14 protein-coding genes are annotated in these 14,749 nt (G+C 66.6%); 9 read left to right on the top strand and 5 right to left on the bottom strand.

Translation table 11 applies throughout. From position 1 onward, the window contains the following. The 5 genes from WAN71_RS17535 to WAN71_RS17555 all read left to right on the top strand — a co-directional run. The coding region (locus WAN71_RS17535) for an alpha/beta fold hydrolase (protein ID WP_422226548.1) at window positions 1-908 on the top strand (908 nt) is incomplete at its 5' end. A 57-nt stretch (window positions 909-965) separates the two neighbouring features. After that, the gene (locus WAN71_RS17540) at window positions 966-1,274 is read left to right on the top strand and encodes a hypothetical protein (RefSeq protein WP_422226549.1); all 309 of its coding nucleotides are present in this window, start codon (window positions 966-968) and stop codon (window positions 1,272-1,274) included. Window positions 1,275-1,361: 87 nt separating this feature from the next. Beyond that, on the top strand, window positions 1,362-1,763 hold the full coding sequence (locus tag WAN71_RS17545) for a Zn-ribbon domain-containing OB-fold protein (RefSeq protein WP_422226550.1): 402 nt from the start codon (window positions 1,362-1,364) through the stop codon (window positions 1,761-1,763). Window positions 1,764-1,765: 2 nt separating this feature from the next. Then, window positions 1,766-2,914: a thiolase C-terminal domain-containing protein gene (locus WAN71_RS17550; RefSeq protein WP_422226551.1), complete on the top strand. Its 1,149-nt coding sequence runs from the start codon at window positions 1,766-1,768 to the stop codon at window positions 2,912-2,914. A gap of 42 nt (window positions 2,915-2,956) precedes the next feature. Beyond that, window positions 2,957-3,877 (top strand): hypothetical protein, encoded by a 921-nt coding sequence (locus tag WAN71_RS17555; RefSeq protein WP_422226552.1) that lies wholly within the window; start codon window positions 2,957-2,959, stop codon window positions 3,875-3,877. On the opposite strand, the gene WAN71_RS17560 is transcribed toward WAN71_RS17555, so the two are convergent. After that, window positions 3,874-5,379 (bottom strand): class I adenylate-forming enzyme family protein, encoded by a 1,506-nt coding sequence (locus tag WAN71_RS17560; protein ID WP_422226553.1) that lies wholly within the window; start codon window positions 5,377-5,379, stop codon window positions 3,874-3,876. The two genes, WAN71_RS17555 and WAN71_RS17560, sit on opposite strands and share 4 nt — an antisense overlap. A gap of 102 nt (window positions 5,380-5,481) precedes the next feature. Here WAN71_RS17560 and WAN71_RS17565 point away from each other — a divergent pair, with 102 nt between their 5' ends. Together WAN71_RS17565 and WAN71_RS17570 are read left to right on the top strand one after the other, a co-directional pair. After that, entirely contained in the window at window positions 5,482-6,624 is a 1,143-nt protein-coding gene (locus tag WAN71_RS17565; RefSeq protein WP_422226554.1) for an acyl-CoA dehydrogenase family protein, read from the top strand. Continuing rightward, entirely contained in the window at window positions 6,621-7,874 is a 1,254-nt protein-coding gene (locus WAN71_RS17570) for an acyl-CoA dehydrogenase family protein (RefSeq protein ID WP_422226555.1), read from the top strand. The genes WAN71_RS17565 and WAN71_RS17570 overlap by 4 nt, the downstream gene beginning before the upstream one ends. Window positions 7,875-7,908: 34 nt before the next feature. Here the strand turns inward: WAN71_RS17570 and WAN71_RS17575 are convergent, their stop codons facing one another. From WAN71_RS17575 to WAN71_RS17590, 4 genes are all read right to left on the bottom strand, one after another. Then, on the bottom strand, window positions 7,909-8,610 hold the full coding sequence (locus WAN71_RS17575) for a GntR family transcriptional regulator (RefSeq protein ID WP_422226556.1): 702 nt from the start codon (window positions 8,608-8,610) through the stop codon (window positions 7,909-7,911). An 80-nt stretch (window positions 8,611-8,690) separates the two neighbouring features. Continuing rightward, window positions 8,691-9,644: an FAS1-like dehydratase domain-containing protein gene (locus WAN71_RS17580; RefSeq protein WP_422226557.1), complete on the bottom strand. Its 954-nt coding sequence runs from the start codon at window positions 9,642-9,644 to the stop codon at window positions 8,691-8,693. 2 nt (window positions 9,645-9,646) lie between these two features. After that, entirely contained in the window at window positions 9,647-11,197 is a 1,551-nt protein-coding gene (locus WAN71_RS17585; RefSeq protein WP_422226558.1) for a class I adenylate-forming enzyme family protein, read from the bottom strand. Between the two features lie 24 nt (window positions 11,198-11,221). After that, a complete protein-coding gene (locus WAN71_RS17590; protein WP_422226559.1) occupies window positions 11,222-12,451 on the bottom strand; it encodes a CaiB/BaiF CoA transferase family protein in 1,230 nt (409 codons plus the stop codon). Window positions 12,452-12,791: 340 nt separating this feature from the next. Between WAN71_RS17590 and WAN71_RS17595 the strand changes: the two genes are divergently transcribed. Both WAN71_RS17595 and WAN71_RS17600 read left to right on the top strand, forming a co-directional pair. Continuing rightward, window positions 12,792-13,580, top strand: a complete 789-nt coding sequence (locus WAN71_RS17595; protein ID WP_422226560.1) for an enoyl-CoA hydratase/isomerase family protein — start codon at window positions 12,792-12,794, stop codon at window positions 13,578-13,580. A gap of 159 nt (window positions 13,581-13,739) precedes the next feature. Further along, window positions 13,740-14,543 (top strand): SDR family NAD(P)-dependent oxidoreductase, encoded by an 804-nt coding sequence (locus WAN71_RS17600; protein ID WP_422226561.1) that lies wholly within the window; start codon window positions 13,740-13,742, stop codon window positions 14,541-14,543. Window positions 14,544-14,749: the final 206 nt, after the last annotated feature.

Raw genomic sequence — 14,749 nt, forward strand, 5'->3', positions numbered from 1 at the left:
GGGAGTGGCTGATGCGTGCCGAGTTGGTCATTCCGGCCGTGGCGAAGCACACCAACCACCTGACGCTGCTGTGCTGTACGCCCGGTGGCGGGTGCACGGGCGACTACTTCGACCTGGGTGAACCCGACGCGGGATTCAGCTTCGCCCGCTATGCCAGCGCAGCCGGGTTCGCCTGTGTGCTGATCGACAACCTCGGCACCGGACAGTCGACACCGGGCGACAACCTGTGGCTCTCGCCGCGGACCGTCGCACGCGCCGGTGTCGAAGCATTTCGGTTGGCGGCCGACGACTTACGGGCATTGCTGCCGGCGATCACGGTCAGCACGGTGGCGGTGGGCCATTCGATGGGCGCGATGCTTGCGCTGATCGGCGAGGCCATCAAACCCCAGCACACCGCGATCGCCTGCCTGGGGTTTTCTACAGCCGGGCTACCCGACGCGCTGACCCGAGAAGAACGTCGCATCGCCAGGGCGGGGCCGGTCTCGCTGGAAGTCCTGACAGCCATGGCGCGCCAGCGGTTGTCCGGATCGGCCCCCGACCAGCCTGCGCCCGCACCGTTCCCGTTCAACCTGCCCGGCACTGATCCGGTCGGGGTGGCCGCGCTGCGGGCCGTCATGACCAACCTGGTGCCGCTGCCGTCAATGTTGTCGATAGTGCCCGGCAACATCACCGACTACGTCCGCGAGATCAAGGTTCCGGTGTTTCTCGGCGGCGGCGATCACGAGCCCTGGCACAAGGCCGCCCAGCTGGTGCCGGCGTTCGCGAACAGCGCCGACATCACCTTCTATTCATTGGCCGACTCCGCGCACAACCACAACATCGCGGCCAGTCGGCAACTGCTGTGGCGGCGCCTGCTCGGGTGGGCGGACGTCGTCTCATCGGTTGGTCCCTGGCCGACCACATCGTGACCGCGTCTGCAGGGTCAGCCACACTAGATTCCTACACTCCAACGAAGGAGTCCTGAAATGAAAACCGGACAACAAATGCAAAGCGTCGTCTGTTCGGGCAAAGTCATCGTGTTGCGCGCGCCGAAGGATGCAACGGTCGTGCTCAGCTGCGGCGGGGTGCCGATGGTGGACGCTAAATCCGATGCGGCGCAAGGCAAGCAGGCCGCCGACCCGGCTATGCTGGGCGGCAGCGTCATGGGTAAGCGCTACGTCGACGCCGAGGCAAATGTCCAGCTGTTGTGCGTCACCGCCGGCGAGGGCACCCTGACCATCGACGGCCGCCCGATGGAAATCGAAGCCGCCAAACAGCTTCCCTCATCTGACTGAGCTCGCGGCGGTGATAACCCGTGCCGCACGCACTATGCCGCGCCGAGGCCATCGAAGCGTCACGGACTCAAACCCACAGGAGCACAGATGATTACCGTGATACCGCCGGTGCCGTCGCGAACCGATGAATACTTCTGGGCCGCGGCCCGCGAATCGCGGCTAGTCGCACGCCGATGCGCAAACTGCGGTGCACTGCAGCATCCGCCCACCCCGATGTGTCCACACTGCCAGTCGCTCGACTTCACCGTCGAGGACCTGTCCGGCCGGGGCGTCATCTACAGCTGGATCGTGTCGCGACACCCGTCGGCTCCCGAGTCGGACTCGCGCATCGTGGCCCTCATCGACCTCGAGGAGGGCATCCGGATGGTCAGCAACATCGCCGCAGAGCCAGGGACCCCGATGCGCACCGGCATGCCGGTGAAGGTGACCTTCGCACGGTTCGGCGATGTCACCTTGCCGCAGTTCATCCTCGACGAGGCGGCCGCCTAACCATGCCCGGTGCATCGAAAACACCGAAAGCGGCGATCGTCGGCGTGGGTCAGACCGAGTTCTCCAAAAACTCGGGCCGCAGCGAGCTTCAGCTGGCCGCCGAGGCGGTCAAGGCCGCCATCGACGACGCGGGCCTGACGCCGGCCGATATCGACGGGCTGGTCACCTTCACCCAGGACGACAACGACGAACTCGACCTGATGCGCAGCGTCGGGATCTCACAGACCCGGTGGGTGTCACGCACGCCGTTCGGAGGCAGCGGGTCGGCGGCCACCGTCCAGCAGGCCGCCGCGGCCGTGATCTCGGGCATGGCCGACGCCGTGGTCATCTTCCGGGCCTTCAACGAACGCTCGGGTCAGCGCTTCGGCCAGCCCGCCAAGGTGCAACTCGCGCCGCTGAACCTGTACCTGCCCTTCGGGCTGGACACCCCAGCCAAGATGTACTCGCTGTGGTTCCAGCGCTACATGGACACCTACGGGCTGAGCAACGCCGACTTCGGCCTCTACAGCGTGCAGGCCCGCAAATACGCGGCCACCAACCCGCGGGCGTGGTTCTACAAGCGCCCCATCACCCTTGACGATCACCAGAACTCGCGCTGGATCGTCGAACCCATCCTGCGGCTGCTGGACTGCTGCCAGGAAAGCGATGGGGGAGTCGCGGTGGTCGTGACCAGCGAGTCGCGCGCCCGCGACCTGGCCCACCCGGTGGTGCGGGTCGCCGCCGCCACCTACGCCAACCTGCGCGATAGCGGAATCATCTTCAACTACTTCCATCCCGATCTCGCGCGCTTCACCGAGGCCGAGGCGGTCGCCGAAACGCTCTACGCGACAGCCGCACTACAGCCCTCGGACATCGACGTGGCGATGCTCTACGAGAACTTCAGCCCGGTGGTGTTTTATCAGTTGGAAGCGTTCGGCTTCTGCGGCCACGGCGAGGCCAGGGACTTCATCGCCGACGGCAACATCGCGATCGATGGCGCGATTCCGGTCAACACCCACGGTGGGCTGCTCGGCGAGGGCTATATCCACGGGGTCAACAACATCATCGAGGCGGTTCGCCAACTGCGCGGAACCGCGGCCAACCAGGTTGACGGCGCGCGCAACGCGTTGGTCGCCTCGGGTCATTCCGGCATGATCCTTTCCACCGACTGACTCGTCGTTCGCCTGCAGATTGAGTGATATGGATAGGCAGATATGGACGTGCTGATCGATGCGGTCGACCGGCATGAGCCGATTTCGATGCGAGCCGAGATCGTGGACACGGCCGCAGGCCTGCCAATCGTCGAGTACCTGCACGCTAGCGCCGTATCCTGGCAGCAGGCTCCAACCGTATTGGGCTTCAGCGGCGGCGGCATGTCCGGCGCGATGCTGGCGCTGCTCGCCGAACATCTTGCCGCACACCATATCCGCCTTGTCGCCTTCGACATGCCGGGCCACACCCCTGAGGGCATGCTGGGGCCCGACACGCCGGCGCGGGCGCTGGTCTCGCGCGCGACCGGTGCGGTCCGCCATGAAGTCGGTCGCATGATGATCTTCCGCTGGCAGCCGCGTTCGACGAGCATTCAGCTGCTGTCGCATTCGGCCGGGATCGTCGACATCGCCCGCCTCATCGGCGAATTCGGCCGCGGCATCGACCGGTTCGTGATCACCGGTGCCTCGATCCCCGGGCTCGCGGCGATGGCGCATGCGACGAGGGCCTCGGCCGCCGCGAACTCGCTGACCCGGATGGGGCTGACGAGTCTGTTCCACACTCGATGTTTCCCGGCAACTGCCGCCGTCATGATTTACGGCACGCCCGCCAAGCGCGTGCTCAGTGACGCGGTGCTGGCCCGGTATGACGGTCCCGAGCATGTCGGCGTGCCGCTACGCCTGCTGCGGGCTCGCTCGGTGCTGCGCGAAGACTGGCGCGGCCGCCGTGTGCTACTGATCGGCTCAGCCGGTGATGCTATCGTCTCGGCGGCCAGGATTAAGCAGGCCCACTTGCGGTTTCGCGCTCGCGGCGCCGAAGTGCAATCCGCGATCCTGCCGGTCGACCTGCCACACGCCTTCCTGAGCTTCACCGATGGCGCTGCAGCAGTCGCCGATCTCGTCGCCGCGGGGTCAACGTCGTTCTAGTGTGACGGCTGCCCCAGCGCGGTGAGCACGATGCCTTCCAGCTCGCCCCGCACGACCTTGCCGCTGGCGTTGGCGGGCAATTCGTCAAGAAACACCACCCGGTCGGGGGTGCGCGACCCGCGCAACTGGACGCGGACGAAGTCGCGCAACGACTCCGGGTCGGGGCTGGCCTCGCCGTCGGGAACGACTGCGGCGACGATGATCTGGCCCCAGCTGGGATTCTCGATCCCGATCACCGCGCATCGGCGCACATCGGGATGCTCCACCAGGACGTCCTCGATCTCGGCGGGTGCGATGTTCTCCCCGCCGCGGATGATGGTGTCATCGGCGCGCCCACCGATGAACAGGTACCCGTCGGCGTCGAGGCTGGCCACGTCGCGGGTGGCAAACCAGCCATCGGCATCGAGTACCGAGCCGATCTCGCCATAACGGCCAGATACTTGCGGACCGCGCACCCACAGCTCGCCGGTGTGGTCGGGCGGCAATACCGCGCCGTGCTCATCGCGGATCTGCAGTTCGATTCCCGACACCGCGCGCCCAACCGAGCCCAGTCGGCGCGCGACCGCGGCATCGCTGGCAACGTCGGCGTCGCGGTGATCCTCCGGGGTCAAAACCGCAACGGTGGAACTGGTTTCGGTCAGACCGTAGGCGTTGACGAACCCCGTATCGGGCAATAGCTTCAGCGCCCGGCGCACGAGCGGCAGCGGCACCCGCGAGCCCCCGTAAGCAAGTGTGCGCAGGCTCGGCAACAGTTCCGGTCGCGCCTCGAGCGCCTCGATGATGCGGTCGAGCATCGTGGGAACCACGGTGGCGTTGGTGATGTTCTGATCGTGGACAAGCCGGATCCAGTCGTCGGCGTCGAAGCGGGGCAGATACACCATCCTGCGGCCGGCGTAAAGGTTGCTCAGCACCGCGGAGACGCCGGCGATGTGATACGGCGGCACACAGATCAGCGCGGCGTCATCAGCAGCCGAGGAGGCGAACTCCACCGTCTGCGTGATGTAGCCGGTGAGGTTGGCGTGGGTGAGCTCGACAGCTTTGGGTCGCGATGTGGTGCCCGAGGTGAACAACACCACCGCGACCTGGTCGGGGTCGGCGACGGTGCGGACCGGGTCGACGGTCAGCGCGTCGCGCAGGAACACCTGCGAGCTGACCACACCGAGGCCTGCCCGACCGACGGCGTCCAGATACGGCGCGTCGGCGACGACAAGGGGTCGAGGCAGCCGATCGATGAGTTCCCGCAGCCCGGCCGCCGACAGCCGGTAGTTCAGCGGCGTCACTGGCACGCCGGCGCGCGCAGCGGAGAACATCAGCACCGGCAGCATCGCCGCGCCGGCGCCGACGTAGGCGACGTGCTGTGCGCCGAGCTTGGTGATCACCCCGGCACCGCCGTCGGCGAGATCGCTGAGCCCGCCTGCGGTCAGCTCCTTACCGTCCCACGAGATGGCCGCGCGATCCGGGTCTGCGGAGACCGCCATCTCCAACAACAGCGAAATGCTCAATGCCGGCCTCTCGAAAGTAGCGCTGATATATACATTATATTGTCTGGGTCGGGGACCGGGCGCGGGGCCGCAGCGCCCCGGAAAGGAGGCGCGGACTGCGCCATGACTGCCACCGAATCTGCAGAACGGGCGCTCTTCGCCGCCACCGCAGCGGACTTCCTCGACAAAGAGGCCTCGCTGCGCACAGTGCGTGAGCTGCACGCCGCTGATCAATCCTTCGAGCCTGGGTGGTGGCGCCGTGCAACAGAACTGGGCTGGACGTCTCTGCTGGTCAGTGACGACCTCGGCGGGGGCAGTGTGTCCGGAAACGGGGTAGCTGACCTGGCTCTGATCGCCGAGCTGGCCGGGCGAACGGTGGCACCGGGACCATTGCACCCCGTCAACATCGTGCTGGCCGGACTCGTCGACGCAGACAACCGTGCCGACCACGCGGCGCACATCGGCGCGTTGATGGCAGGCGAAGCCGTCGCCTCGTGGGCGGTCTACGAACCCGATCGGCCCTTCGAGCCGCTGGCGCCCACCCTCACCGCGACCGCCACCAGCACGGGCTATCGCCTCAGCGGAGTCAAGGACCGCGTCGAAGCCGCCGCCGAGAGCGACCTCCTTCTGGTCGTCGCGCGACTGGCAGGCGAGGTGCACCAAATTGTCGTGCAGACCCACGCCGACGGCGTCCGAATCGAACCGACCCCGAGCATCGACATGGTGAAGCGTTATGCGCGAGTCTCTTTCAACGATGTGGACGTGTCGGTCGGCGCAACCGTCGGTCATCCCGGGCAGACACCGGCGCTCATCGACCGCCAGATCCAGATCGCCCTGATCATGCAATGCGCCGAACTGGTGGGGATGTTGGACACGATGCTGGCCACCACGATCGCCTGGGCGCTCGACCGGCACAGCTTCGGTCGACCGCTGGCGTCCTACCAGGCGCTCAAACACCGCTTCGCCGACCTGAAAACCCGCTTCGAGGCGTGCCGGGCCACCACCGCCCACGCGGTCAGTGAGGTCGCTGCGCGCTCACCTAACGCCGATCTGGCCGCCAGCATCGCGAAATCCTTTGTCGGCGAATGGGCCAGCGTGATGCTGCAGGACTTCATCCAGTTGCACGGCGGTATCGGGCTGACGTGGGAGCACGACCTGCATCTGTTCCTCCGGCGCGCCGCACTGTATCGCGCGATGTACGGCGATCCGGACCACCACAACCGGCGCATCTTCGCCCGACTGACCGAATCGGAAGTGGCCCAATGACGGAAACCGCGGTGAGCACCGCCCAAGAGTCCGTCGACGAGTTTCGCCGGCGGGCGCGCACGTGGCTGGCCGAAAACATGCCGCGCATCGACCGTGACCATCCGCCGGCGATGCGGCTGGATCAGGACGCGTCCTGGCAGCGGGCTCGAGAGTTGCAAAAGCGGTTGTACGAAGGCGGTTTCGCCGGCATCTGCTTCCCGCGGGAGTACGGCGGTCTGGGCCTGACGATCGAGTACCAGAAGGCCTTCAACGCCGAAAGCGCCGGCTACGAGATGCCGCTGATCCTCAACATCCCCAGCTTCACCATCTGCTGTGCCACGCTGCTCGACGTCGGCAGCGAAGCCCAGAAGAGCCAACACATCTCGGCCGCGTTGCGCGGCGAGGAAGTGCTGTGTCAGCTGTTGTCCGAACCCAGCGGCGGATCCGACCTGGCCGGCGTCACCACCCGCGGTAAACGCCGAGGTGACTCATGGGCGATCAACGGCGCAAAGACCTGGAGCACCAGCGCTTTTGCCGCCGATTACGGTTTGTGCCTGGTCCGAACCGACTGGAATGTGCCCAAACACGAGGGCCTGACGATGTTCCTGCTGCCGATCGACCATCCCGGTGTCACGCTGCGGCGCATCGCGATGATCAACGGCTCCGCTGAGTTCTGCGAAGAGTTCTTCGACGAGGTCGAACTGCCCGACGACGCCGTCGTCGGGGGAGTGGGCAAAGGCTGGCAGGTGGCATCGCGTCAGATGTTCCATGAACGCCGCTCGATGGGGCGGTCCTCGGAGTTCTCCAGCGGCGTGGAAAGCGATGACGCCGAGGCAGCGCCGATCGACTACTTGGACTTGGCGCGGCGCACCGGTCAAATGAATGATGTTCGGGTCGCAGCGATGTCCGGGCGTGCGCTGGCGCATCGCGCAGTGGCCGAACATCTCGCCGATCACGTCTACCAAGGCGTGCTGGACGGCAGCATGCCGGACGCGGCCGGGTCGATCATCCGGCTGTTCTACGCCGACGCCAGTCAACTCGAGCTCGACACCGCGGCCGCGATCGCGTCGACGGCGGCCGTAGTCGGAAACGACGCGGCGCTTTTCGACGTCGGCAAGCGCTACCTGGAGCGCCAGATCGTGTCGCTGGGCGGCGGAACGACCGAAATCGCGCGCAACGTGGTCGCCGAGCGGGTCTTGGACTTCCCCCGCGAGTACGCAGCCGACCGCGGGGTGCCGTTCAGCCAGGTGCGCCGCGGCGGATCAGGGTGACCCGGCAGGCCCGTGTAGCCCCGGCGGTGGGCGCCTAGCCGGCCTTGAGCAGATTGCGTTCGCGCAGCAACTCGATCACGTGCCGGCCATGTCGCCGCATCAGCTTGATCCATTCGTCGGCAGCCTTATCGGCGTCGCGCGCAGCGATCGCCTTGACGATGCGGGCGGTGGTGCGCTTCTGATCGGCGATGGTGCCGGGAACTTCGGCGAAGAAATTGCCGGGCACGATCCCGGTCATGACTCGGCGCACCGCCGATAGCCGTGGAGAGTCGGCGATACGGAACATCTGCCGGATCAGCTGGTCGCTTTCGCGGCGGAACTCGTCGGGGTCGTCGGTGGCGCGCAGCGCATGCTGCTGGGCGATCAGCCCCTCAATCTGCTCGGGTGTCGCGTGCTCGGTCGCTCGTCTGGCGGCGAGCCCGAACAGCATGCCCAGCAGCTCGTAATGGTCTTCGATACCGTCGCTGTGGAACCCATTCACGAACGAGCCGCGGTGCGGCTTGCTGGTCAGCCAGCCTTCGCGATCCAACGCGATGAGCGCTTCGCGCACCGGGATTCGGCTGACGTTGAGCGCTTCGGCGAGCTCGTCCTGACGGATCCGCTCGCCGTGCTGTAGGTGGCCGGTGAAGATGAGCGTCCGAATGTAGTTGGCGACCTTCTCCGCGGTGCTACGCGGACTGTCGGCGGGCGGCAGTAGCGCGCGAGGGACCCGGGATTCGGATTTTGACGGAGACATGCGTTCCTACCTACTCGGCGAAAACCGCTCAAGGATCAAGTATACGATTTCGGCGCAGTCCCGCTGGTTTGCGGCGATCGTCAGTGCGTTGCCGGCCGGAACAGGAAGGTGCTGCGAGCCGTGGTCAGCAGCTGCGCGGTCTGATCACGATAGTCGGTGCGCACCACCATGACCGTCATGCCGGGCCGAGAGCCGCTGCCCGGCTTGTCCTCAACGCTTTCCACGAGCCCGTTGACGTGCAACTCATCGCCGACGCGGATCGGCCGGTGATAAGTGAACTCCTGCTCGCCGTGCAGGATCACACCCTTGCGCCCGTTGCGCAGCAAGGCGATCAGCTCCACCAGTGACGCGTCACCCGCGGCGGGCGCAGGTTGCTTGTCGGCGAAAGCGCCCCAGTAGGCCGAGGCGAAGACAAACGTCGGCGGTACGGGGATGCCGTCCAGACCCGCCGCCGCGGCGGCCCCAGCCGAGCGATACACCGGGTTGTCGTCGCCGACCGCGGTAGCGAAGATCTGCACCGGGCCGCGCTCCACCGCGACCACAGCCGGTGCCAGCCGCTTGCCGACCAGCTCCGCGCGGGAAGCCGCACTCGGCGTCGCCTCGTCGGGTTGCGGGGCCGGCGGAGTGGTCTTCAACGCGACCGAACCGCTGACGACGACCGTTTCTTGCTCGTCCACGAGCCGGCAGTCCAGCTCGATCGCGACATGGTTGTTCTCTCGCTGGATGTCGGCCACCACGATGTCGGAGGTCAGCGTGGCGCCTCGCCGGGCCTGCGCGCGGAAGCGCACCGCGAGCCGGGCCAGCGATTCGATACCGACCGCATCGGTCACGGCGGTGGCCAGACGACCAGCCGAAAACATCCCGTGGGCGAACGCGCCGTCCATGCCCGCCGCTTTCGCCGCCGCCTCATCGTGGTGCAGCGGATTAAAATCACCCGACGCGCCGGCGTAGCGCACCACGTCGGTCAGCGTCACTTCGAACTTGCGCACCGGAAGCCGCTCGCCCACGGCCAATGGTTCAGAGATGTTGAACACCGTTACCCCGTTCCTTCACGATCACCCTCGTGGCGGGCAGCCCACTGCTCGACCAGTGTCCGGCGGAGCACCTTGCCGATCTCGTTGCGCGGGAACTCGTTAACCAGCTCGACGTGCACCGGAACCTTGTATCCGGCCAGCGTGTCGCGCAGGTCGGCCAGCACCGCGGCCGGCTCAAGTGTCGCTCCGGGAATGGCGCGCACCCAGGCGACCGGAACCTCGCCAAGCCGCTCATCGGGCATACCGGCTACGCACGCCTCGGCCACATCCGGGAGCCCGCACAGCTGCTCTTCGATCTCGTGCGGCAGCACCTTGAGCCCGCCGCGGTTGATCACATCCGAGGCGCGGCCCTCCAACCACAAGAACCCCTCGGGATCGAGGTGTCCGATGTCGCCGGTGCGCAGGTACCCGTCGACGAAACGCTCGCTGACCGCCGCGTCACGGCTGGCATACGGCGAGCGGATCCAGATCTCGCCCACCTCACCAGTGGCCAGGTCCGTACGGGCGTCGTCGAGGACGCGGATGTCGATACCGTCGTGCGCCCGGCCGACCGAGCCCAACTTGTCGTCGCCGTGCTCGCGCATGTCCTTGGCTGTCCACCCGACGACCTCACCGCCCAATTCGGTCTGGCCGTAGCAGTTCATGATGCCGACGCGGAACTTCGCCTTGAACGCTCGGGCCTGGTGTGGGGTCAACGGCGCGGTGACGCTGCGCACCATCGTCAGCGGTGCCAGATCGTCGACGCGCGGGTCCTCGCTCAACATCGCCATCATCGCCGGCGCCAGCACGGTGGAGCGGATGTTGTGCCGGCGCACCAGATCGGCGAACTCGGCGGTGTCGAAGCGGTCCATCAGCACCACCGGGCTGCCGGCGCGCAACGCGAACAGCACATTCCAGATGCCGGCCCACAACGCCAGGCTGGTCGGAATCAGGTTCGGCATCGCCGGGCGGGCGGGCTTGGTGTCCGTGGCGCGTTTGGCCCGAAGGCTCGACAGCACGGTGTCGATCCCCTCGGCCACGCCGTCGTGTCGCAGCAGTACAGGTTTGGCCGTGCCAGTGGTTCCCGATGTCCGCATCACCAGCGCGGTGCCCGCCGGAGCGAACTCACCGTTCCACGGGCGTGCCGCCGCCCGGCCGACCCATTCCCATTCCGGTGTATTGAGCACCCATGCGACCGAGTCGTCGCTCTGTCGAGCCCGCTGTGCGACGACCGCGGCCGGCTCACTCGCGGCGATCTGGCCGCTGATCTCGGCTTCGGTGATTCGGCCGTTGATTGGCACGTACACCGCGCCGACCAGCCAGCACCCGAACATCACCGACAGCGCGGTTGGGCCCGACTCGACGATGTGCGCGACGGGCTGGCCCTCGCGCACACCGCACTCGTGCAGGGTGTCGGCTACCTTTTCGGCGGCTTGCTCCATCTGCGCGCGCGTCATCTGGCCGTCGAACCAATACGCGATCGCGTCGTCGGGGGCGGCTGGATGGTCGAACAGGAAAGCGGTCAAGCCTGACCGGATGTCGGTGGGCTGATCTGCTGGTGGCGGCGTTGTCATTTCTATGTCGTCATCCGTGGTTGTCTAGGCGATGACCTGGTGGGTCCGCAGTGCCGAGAGTTCGTCGGCACCCAGCCCGAGCTCGGACTGCAGCACTTCATCGGTGTGTTGGCCCAGCCAGGGCACCGGCTCGTCGGCGTCGGCGGTCATCGCCGACAGGCGCACCGGGCTGGCGGGCACCAGCACCGGCCGGTCAGGTTGGTCATCACGCTTGATCGGCACCAACATCTGACGGGCGGCCAGGTGCGGGTCCGCGGCGACCTCGTCGTCGCGCAGACATGGCCCGGCGGCGATTCCGGCTTCGGCCAGCACGTGGCAGACCTCGACTTTGGTCATGCCCGCGGCCCAGCCTTCGATTGCGGGCACGATGACGTCGTCCATGTGATCGACCCAGCCCTGGCGACTGGCCAGCCGTGGATCCTGGAGCCACTCCGGGTGGCCGATGAGGTTGGCCAAGCGCTCGAACTGGTGCTCGCGGCCGACTTGCAGCATGAACCAGCCGTCGTTGGCCTGAAAGCCGCGCAGGATCAACTGCCCGACGGAGCGCGCGCTGGCGCCCATGGACCAGAAGTTGGTGATGATGTCGGTCATCGCCACCACGCTGTCGAGCATGGCGATGTCCACGTATTGCCCCGCGCCCGTCATCTCGCGGTGCCGCAGCGCGGCGAGGATGCCGATTGTGGCGAACAGCGCGGCGCCGATGTCGCCCAGTGCGCCGGCGGGCGCCGGCTGGGGAGGGTGCCCGTCGACGCGCTTCATCTCGTACAGGCCTGACATGGCCTCGACGACCGGGGCGAACGCCGGCCAGTTGCGGTAGGGGGTGTCGACGGTGTTGCCGAATCCGGAGACCGACACGTAGATGGCGCGCGGGTTGACCTCGGCGATGTGGCTGTAGCCCAGCCCGAGCCCGGCCATGGAGCCCGGCCGGCTGTTCTCGGCCACCACGTCGAAGCCCTTGGCCAGGCGTAACACCAGGTCGCGCCCTGCCGGCGACTTCAGGTCGATGCACACGCTGCGCTTGTTGAGGTTGTTGCGCAGGAACGTGGCGCCCACCCGGCGGCCCTGCGGATCGGCGATGGCGGGCAGCGAGCCGCGGGCCTGATCACCGCCGTTGACGGATTCGACCTTGACGACGTCGGCGCCGAGGCGGGCGAGCAGCTGGGTCGCGAACGGCAGCGCCTGCATCTGCTCGATAGCCAGGATCCGCACGCCGGAAAGCGGCTTGGCTTCGGCCGGCGTTCGATACGCGCTCACACCTTCGAGTCTAGAATATCCATTATATAATGTTCAAAGCCGCCCGCAGTGTGACTGCGCCAGCCCAGACGTCCTGTCGTCCAGCAAGATTCGCGAGGAGGCCTAACCGGTGTCTGGTGCCCGCCGCGAGCCGTCCTGGCGCCCGGGACGGTCGGCCCGCAAGTGCGAACGATTCAACACACCGACGCGCTGCAGCCATCAGACCCGAGACCGATTCACGCCCGCTTTGGGCGGCGGCAACGGCCGCAACGACCGGCGGCACACTGGGGGATGCCAGCGTCTGCGAAACGGCAGGCTGGGACAGTAGTCGAGGACCTATGCCAACACAGGAGGGCCGGCGATGACCGACACGTCTCACGCGCACCTGACCGACAAGGACGGCGTCGTGACAGTGACGTTCGACCGGCCCGACAAGCACAACGCCATCAGCGACGCGATGACCGGCCTGCTCTGGAAGGCGGTGCGAGACCTGCAAACCCGCGACGACCTCGGGGCGATGGTGATCCGCGCGGTTGGCCCGTACTTCACTTCGGGCATTGACATCTCCGGTATTGACATCTCCGAGCGCACCCCTTCGCAATATCTGAGCGACTACCGCGAGCACACCGCGCTGTATGACGCTTTCGAGCAGCTCGACCGGCCGGTCATCCTCGCGGCCCAGGGCCATTGCTTCGGGGCGGGGGTGGAGATGGCGGCGTCGTGCGACTTCCGCTTTGCGGCGCCGTCGGCGACGTTCCGGCTTCCCGAGATCCACCTCGCGGTCATCCCCGGCAGCGGCGGAATCAGCCGACTCGCGCGCCTGGTGGGTCCGCAGTGGGTCAAATGGCTTGCGATGGCTGGTCAGTCGATCGACGCTGAACGGGCCCGCGAGATCGGGTTGGTTCACGAGGTGTATCCGGACGCCGACTTCCACGACCGGGTGCATGCGTTCGCCAGGCATCTAGCGGGTTTGCCGCGGCAGGCGGTCGGCATCGCCAAGCTGGCGGTGGACCTGTGTGAGAACACCGACCCGACATCCGCGCGGCAGGTGGAGCAGATCGCCAATGCCGTGCTGGCGTTCGGTGATGAGCACAAGCAACGCGTCGCCGAGTTCAACGAGCGCGGGGGGCGACGCCAGCAACGTAGCTGAACCCGGTGTGTGCCAGAAGCACGCTACGGACGCTTGGCGCGGCCACGCCTAGGCTGGCAATCACTTTGCCGTGACTGGATACTTTATAATCTATATAACTTTGGTGGGCCGGATTCACCGCCTCACGCTGCCCACGCGGATCTGGCAAAGGATTACACCTTGGATCTTGGACTTGCGGGGGCGTCAGCCGTCGTCACCGGTGGCAGCAAGGGTATGGGCTTGGCGATCGCTGAATGCATTGCTGCCGAGGGTGCCTCGGTGGCTATCATGGCTCGCGGCCATTCCGCCCTGGATGCTGCAGTCGCGCGGTTGCGCGTCGCCGGGGCCCCCGAGGTGCTCGGAATTAGCGTCGACATGTCTGATCCGGACTCCATTGCCGCCGGATTCGCGACCCTTGCCAAGAAGTGGGGCACGCTCAACGTGTTTGTGCACACGGTAGGCCCACCTCCAGGTGCGTTTGACGATCTCGACGACGTCGGCTGGCAGGCAACGATCGATCTCGGCACCATGTCGGCGGTCCGAAGCGTGCGTCTGGCCCTACCCATGCTGCGCGCCGCGTCATGGGCCCGGATCGTTACCCTGTCGGCGCACTCGATTCAACGTCAGAGTCCGGGACTCGTCGCCTACACCGCGTCGAAGGCGGCGCTGTCGAGCCTGACAAAGAACCTCGCCAAATCCTTAGCACCAGAGGGTATTCTGGTGAATTGCGTGTGCCCCGGGACGATTGTCACCGCCAGCTTCACCGAAGACCTGCGAGAAACCCTGGCTGCTGAAGGGCTTAACGCCGCCGACCCACGCGATGTGATGCATTGGGTGGAGCAACATTTTCACCATCCGTGCGATCTCGGCCGTGCCGGATCCCCTGAGGAGATCGCTTCGGTGACAACCTATCTGGCGTCTCAGCGAAACGGGTATGTCACAGGAGCGACTGTGAACGTCGACGGCGGTTCGGACTTCATCTGAGCTTGGCGCAGGCTGAACAAGGGGAGGGCATCGGCCTACAACACTCGTCAGGCCCGGAGCGTGGCAGCCGAACCTGCCTGATGCTCATGGACTATCGCTGAAGTCGCTACCCCAACTAAGGGCGGTGACGTGCGCTCGCCACACCAGCGTCGAGGCTCAACAGATCGGCCAAGGCGCGAGCGGTGTCGCGCAGACTTGTGTCGAGG

The organism is Mycobacterium sp. (genome assembly GCF_049280035.1).
In the GTDB taxonomy this organism is placed as follows: domain Bacteria; phylum Actinomycetota; class Actinomycetes; order Mycobacteriales; family Mycobacteriaceae; genus Mycobacterium.

What these genes read in the sequence shown, in the direction of transcription:
- WAN71_RS17540 (WP_422226549.1), top strand. Translation starts at nt 966, where the DNA reads ATGAAAACCGGACAACAAATGCAAAGCGTCGTCTGTTCGGGCAAAGTC.
- WAN71_RS17545 (WP_422226550.1), top strand. Translation starts at nt 1,362, where the DNA reads ATGATTACCGTGATACCGCCGGTGCCGTCGCGAACCGATGAATACTTC.
- WAN71_RS17550 (WP_422226551.1), top strand. Translation starts at nt 1,766, where the DNA reads ATGCCCGGTGCATCGAAAACACCGAAAGCGGCGATCGTCGGCGTGGGT.
- WAN71_RS17555 (WP_422226552.1), top strand. Translation starts at nt 2,957, where the DNA reads ATGGACGTGCTGATCGATGCGGTCGACCGGCATGAGCCGATTTCGATG.
- WAN71_RS17565 (WP_422226554.1), top strand. Translation starts at nt 5,482, where the DNA reads ATGACTGCCACCGAATCTGCAGAACGGGCGCTCTTCGCCGCCACCGCA.
- WAN71_RS17570 (WP_422226555.1), top strand. Translation starts at nt 6,621, where the DNA reads ATGACGGAAACCGCGGTGAGCACCGCCCAAGAGTCCGTCGACGAGTTT.
- WAN71_RS17575 (WP_422226556.1), bottom strand. Translation starts at nt 8,610, where the DNA reads ATGTCTCCGTCAAAATCCGAATCCCGGGTCCCTCGCGCGCTACTGCCG.
- WAN71_RS17585 (WP_422226558.1), bottom strand. Translation starts at nt 11,197, where the DNA reads ATGACAACGCCGCCACCAGCAGATCAGCCCACCGACATCCGGTCAGGC.
- WAN71_RS17595 (WP_422226560.1), top strand. Translation starts at nt 12,792, where the DNA reads ATGACCGACACGTCTCACGCGCACCTGACCGACAAGGACGGCGTCGTG.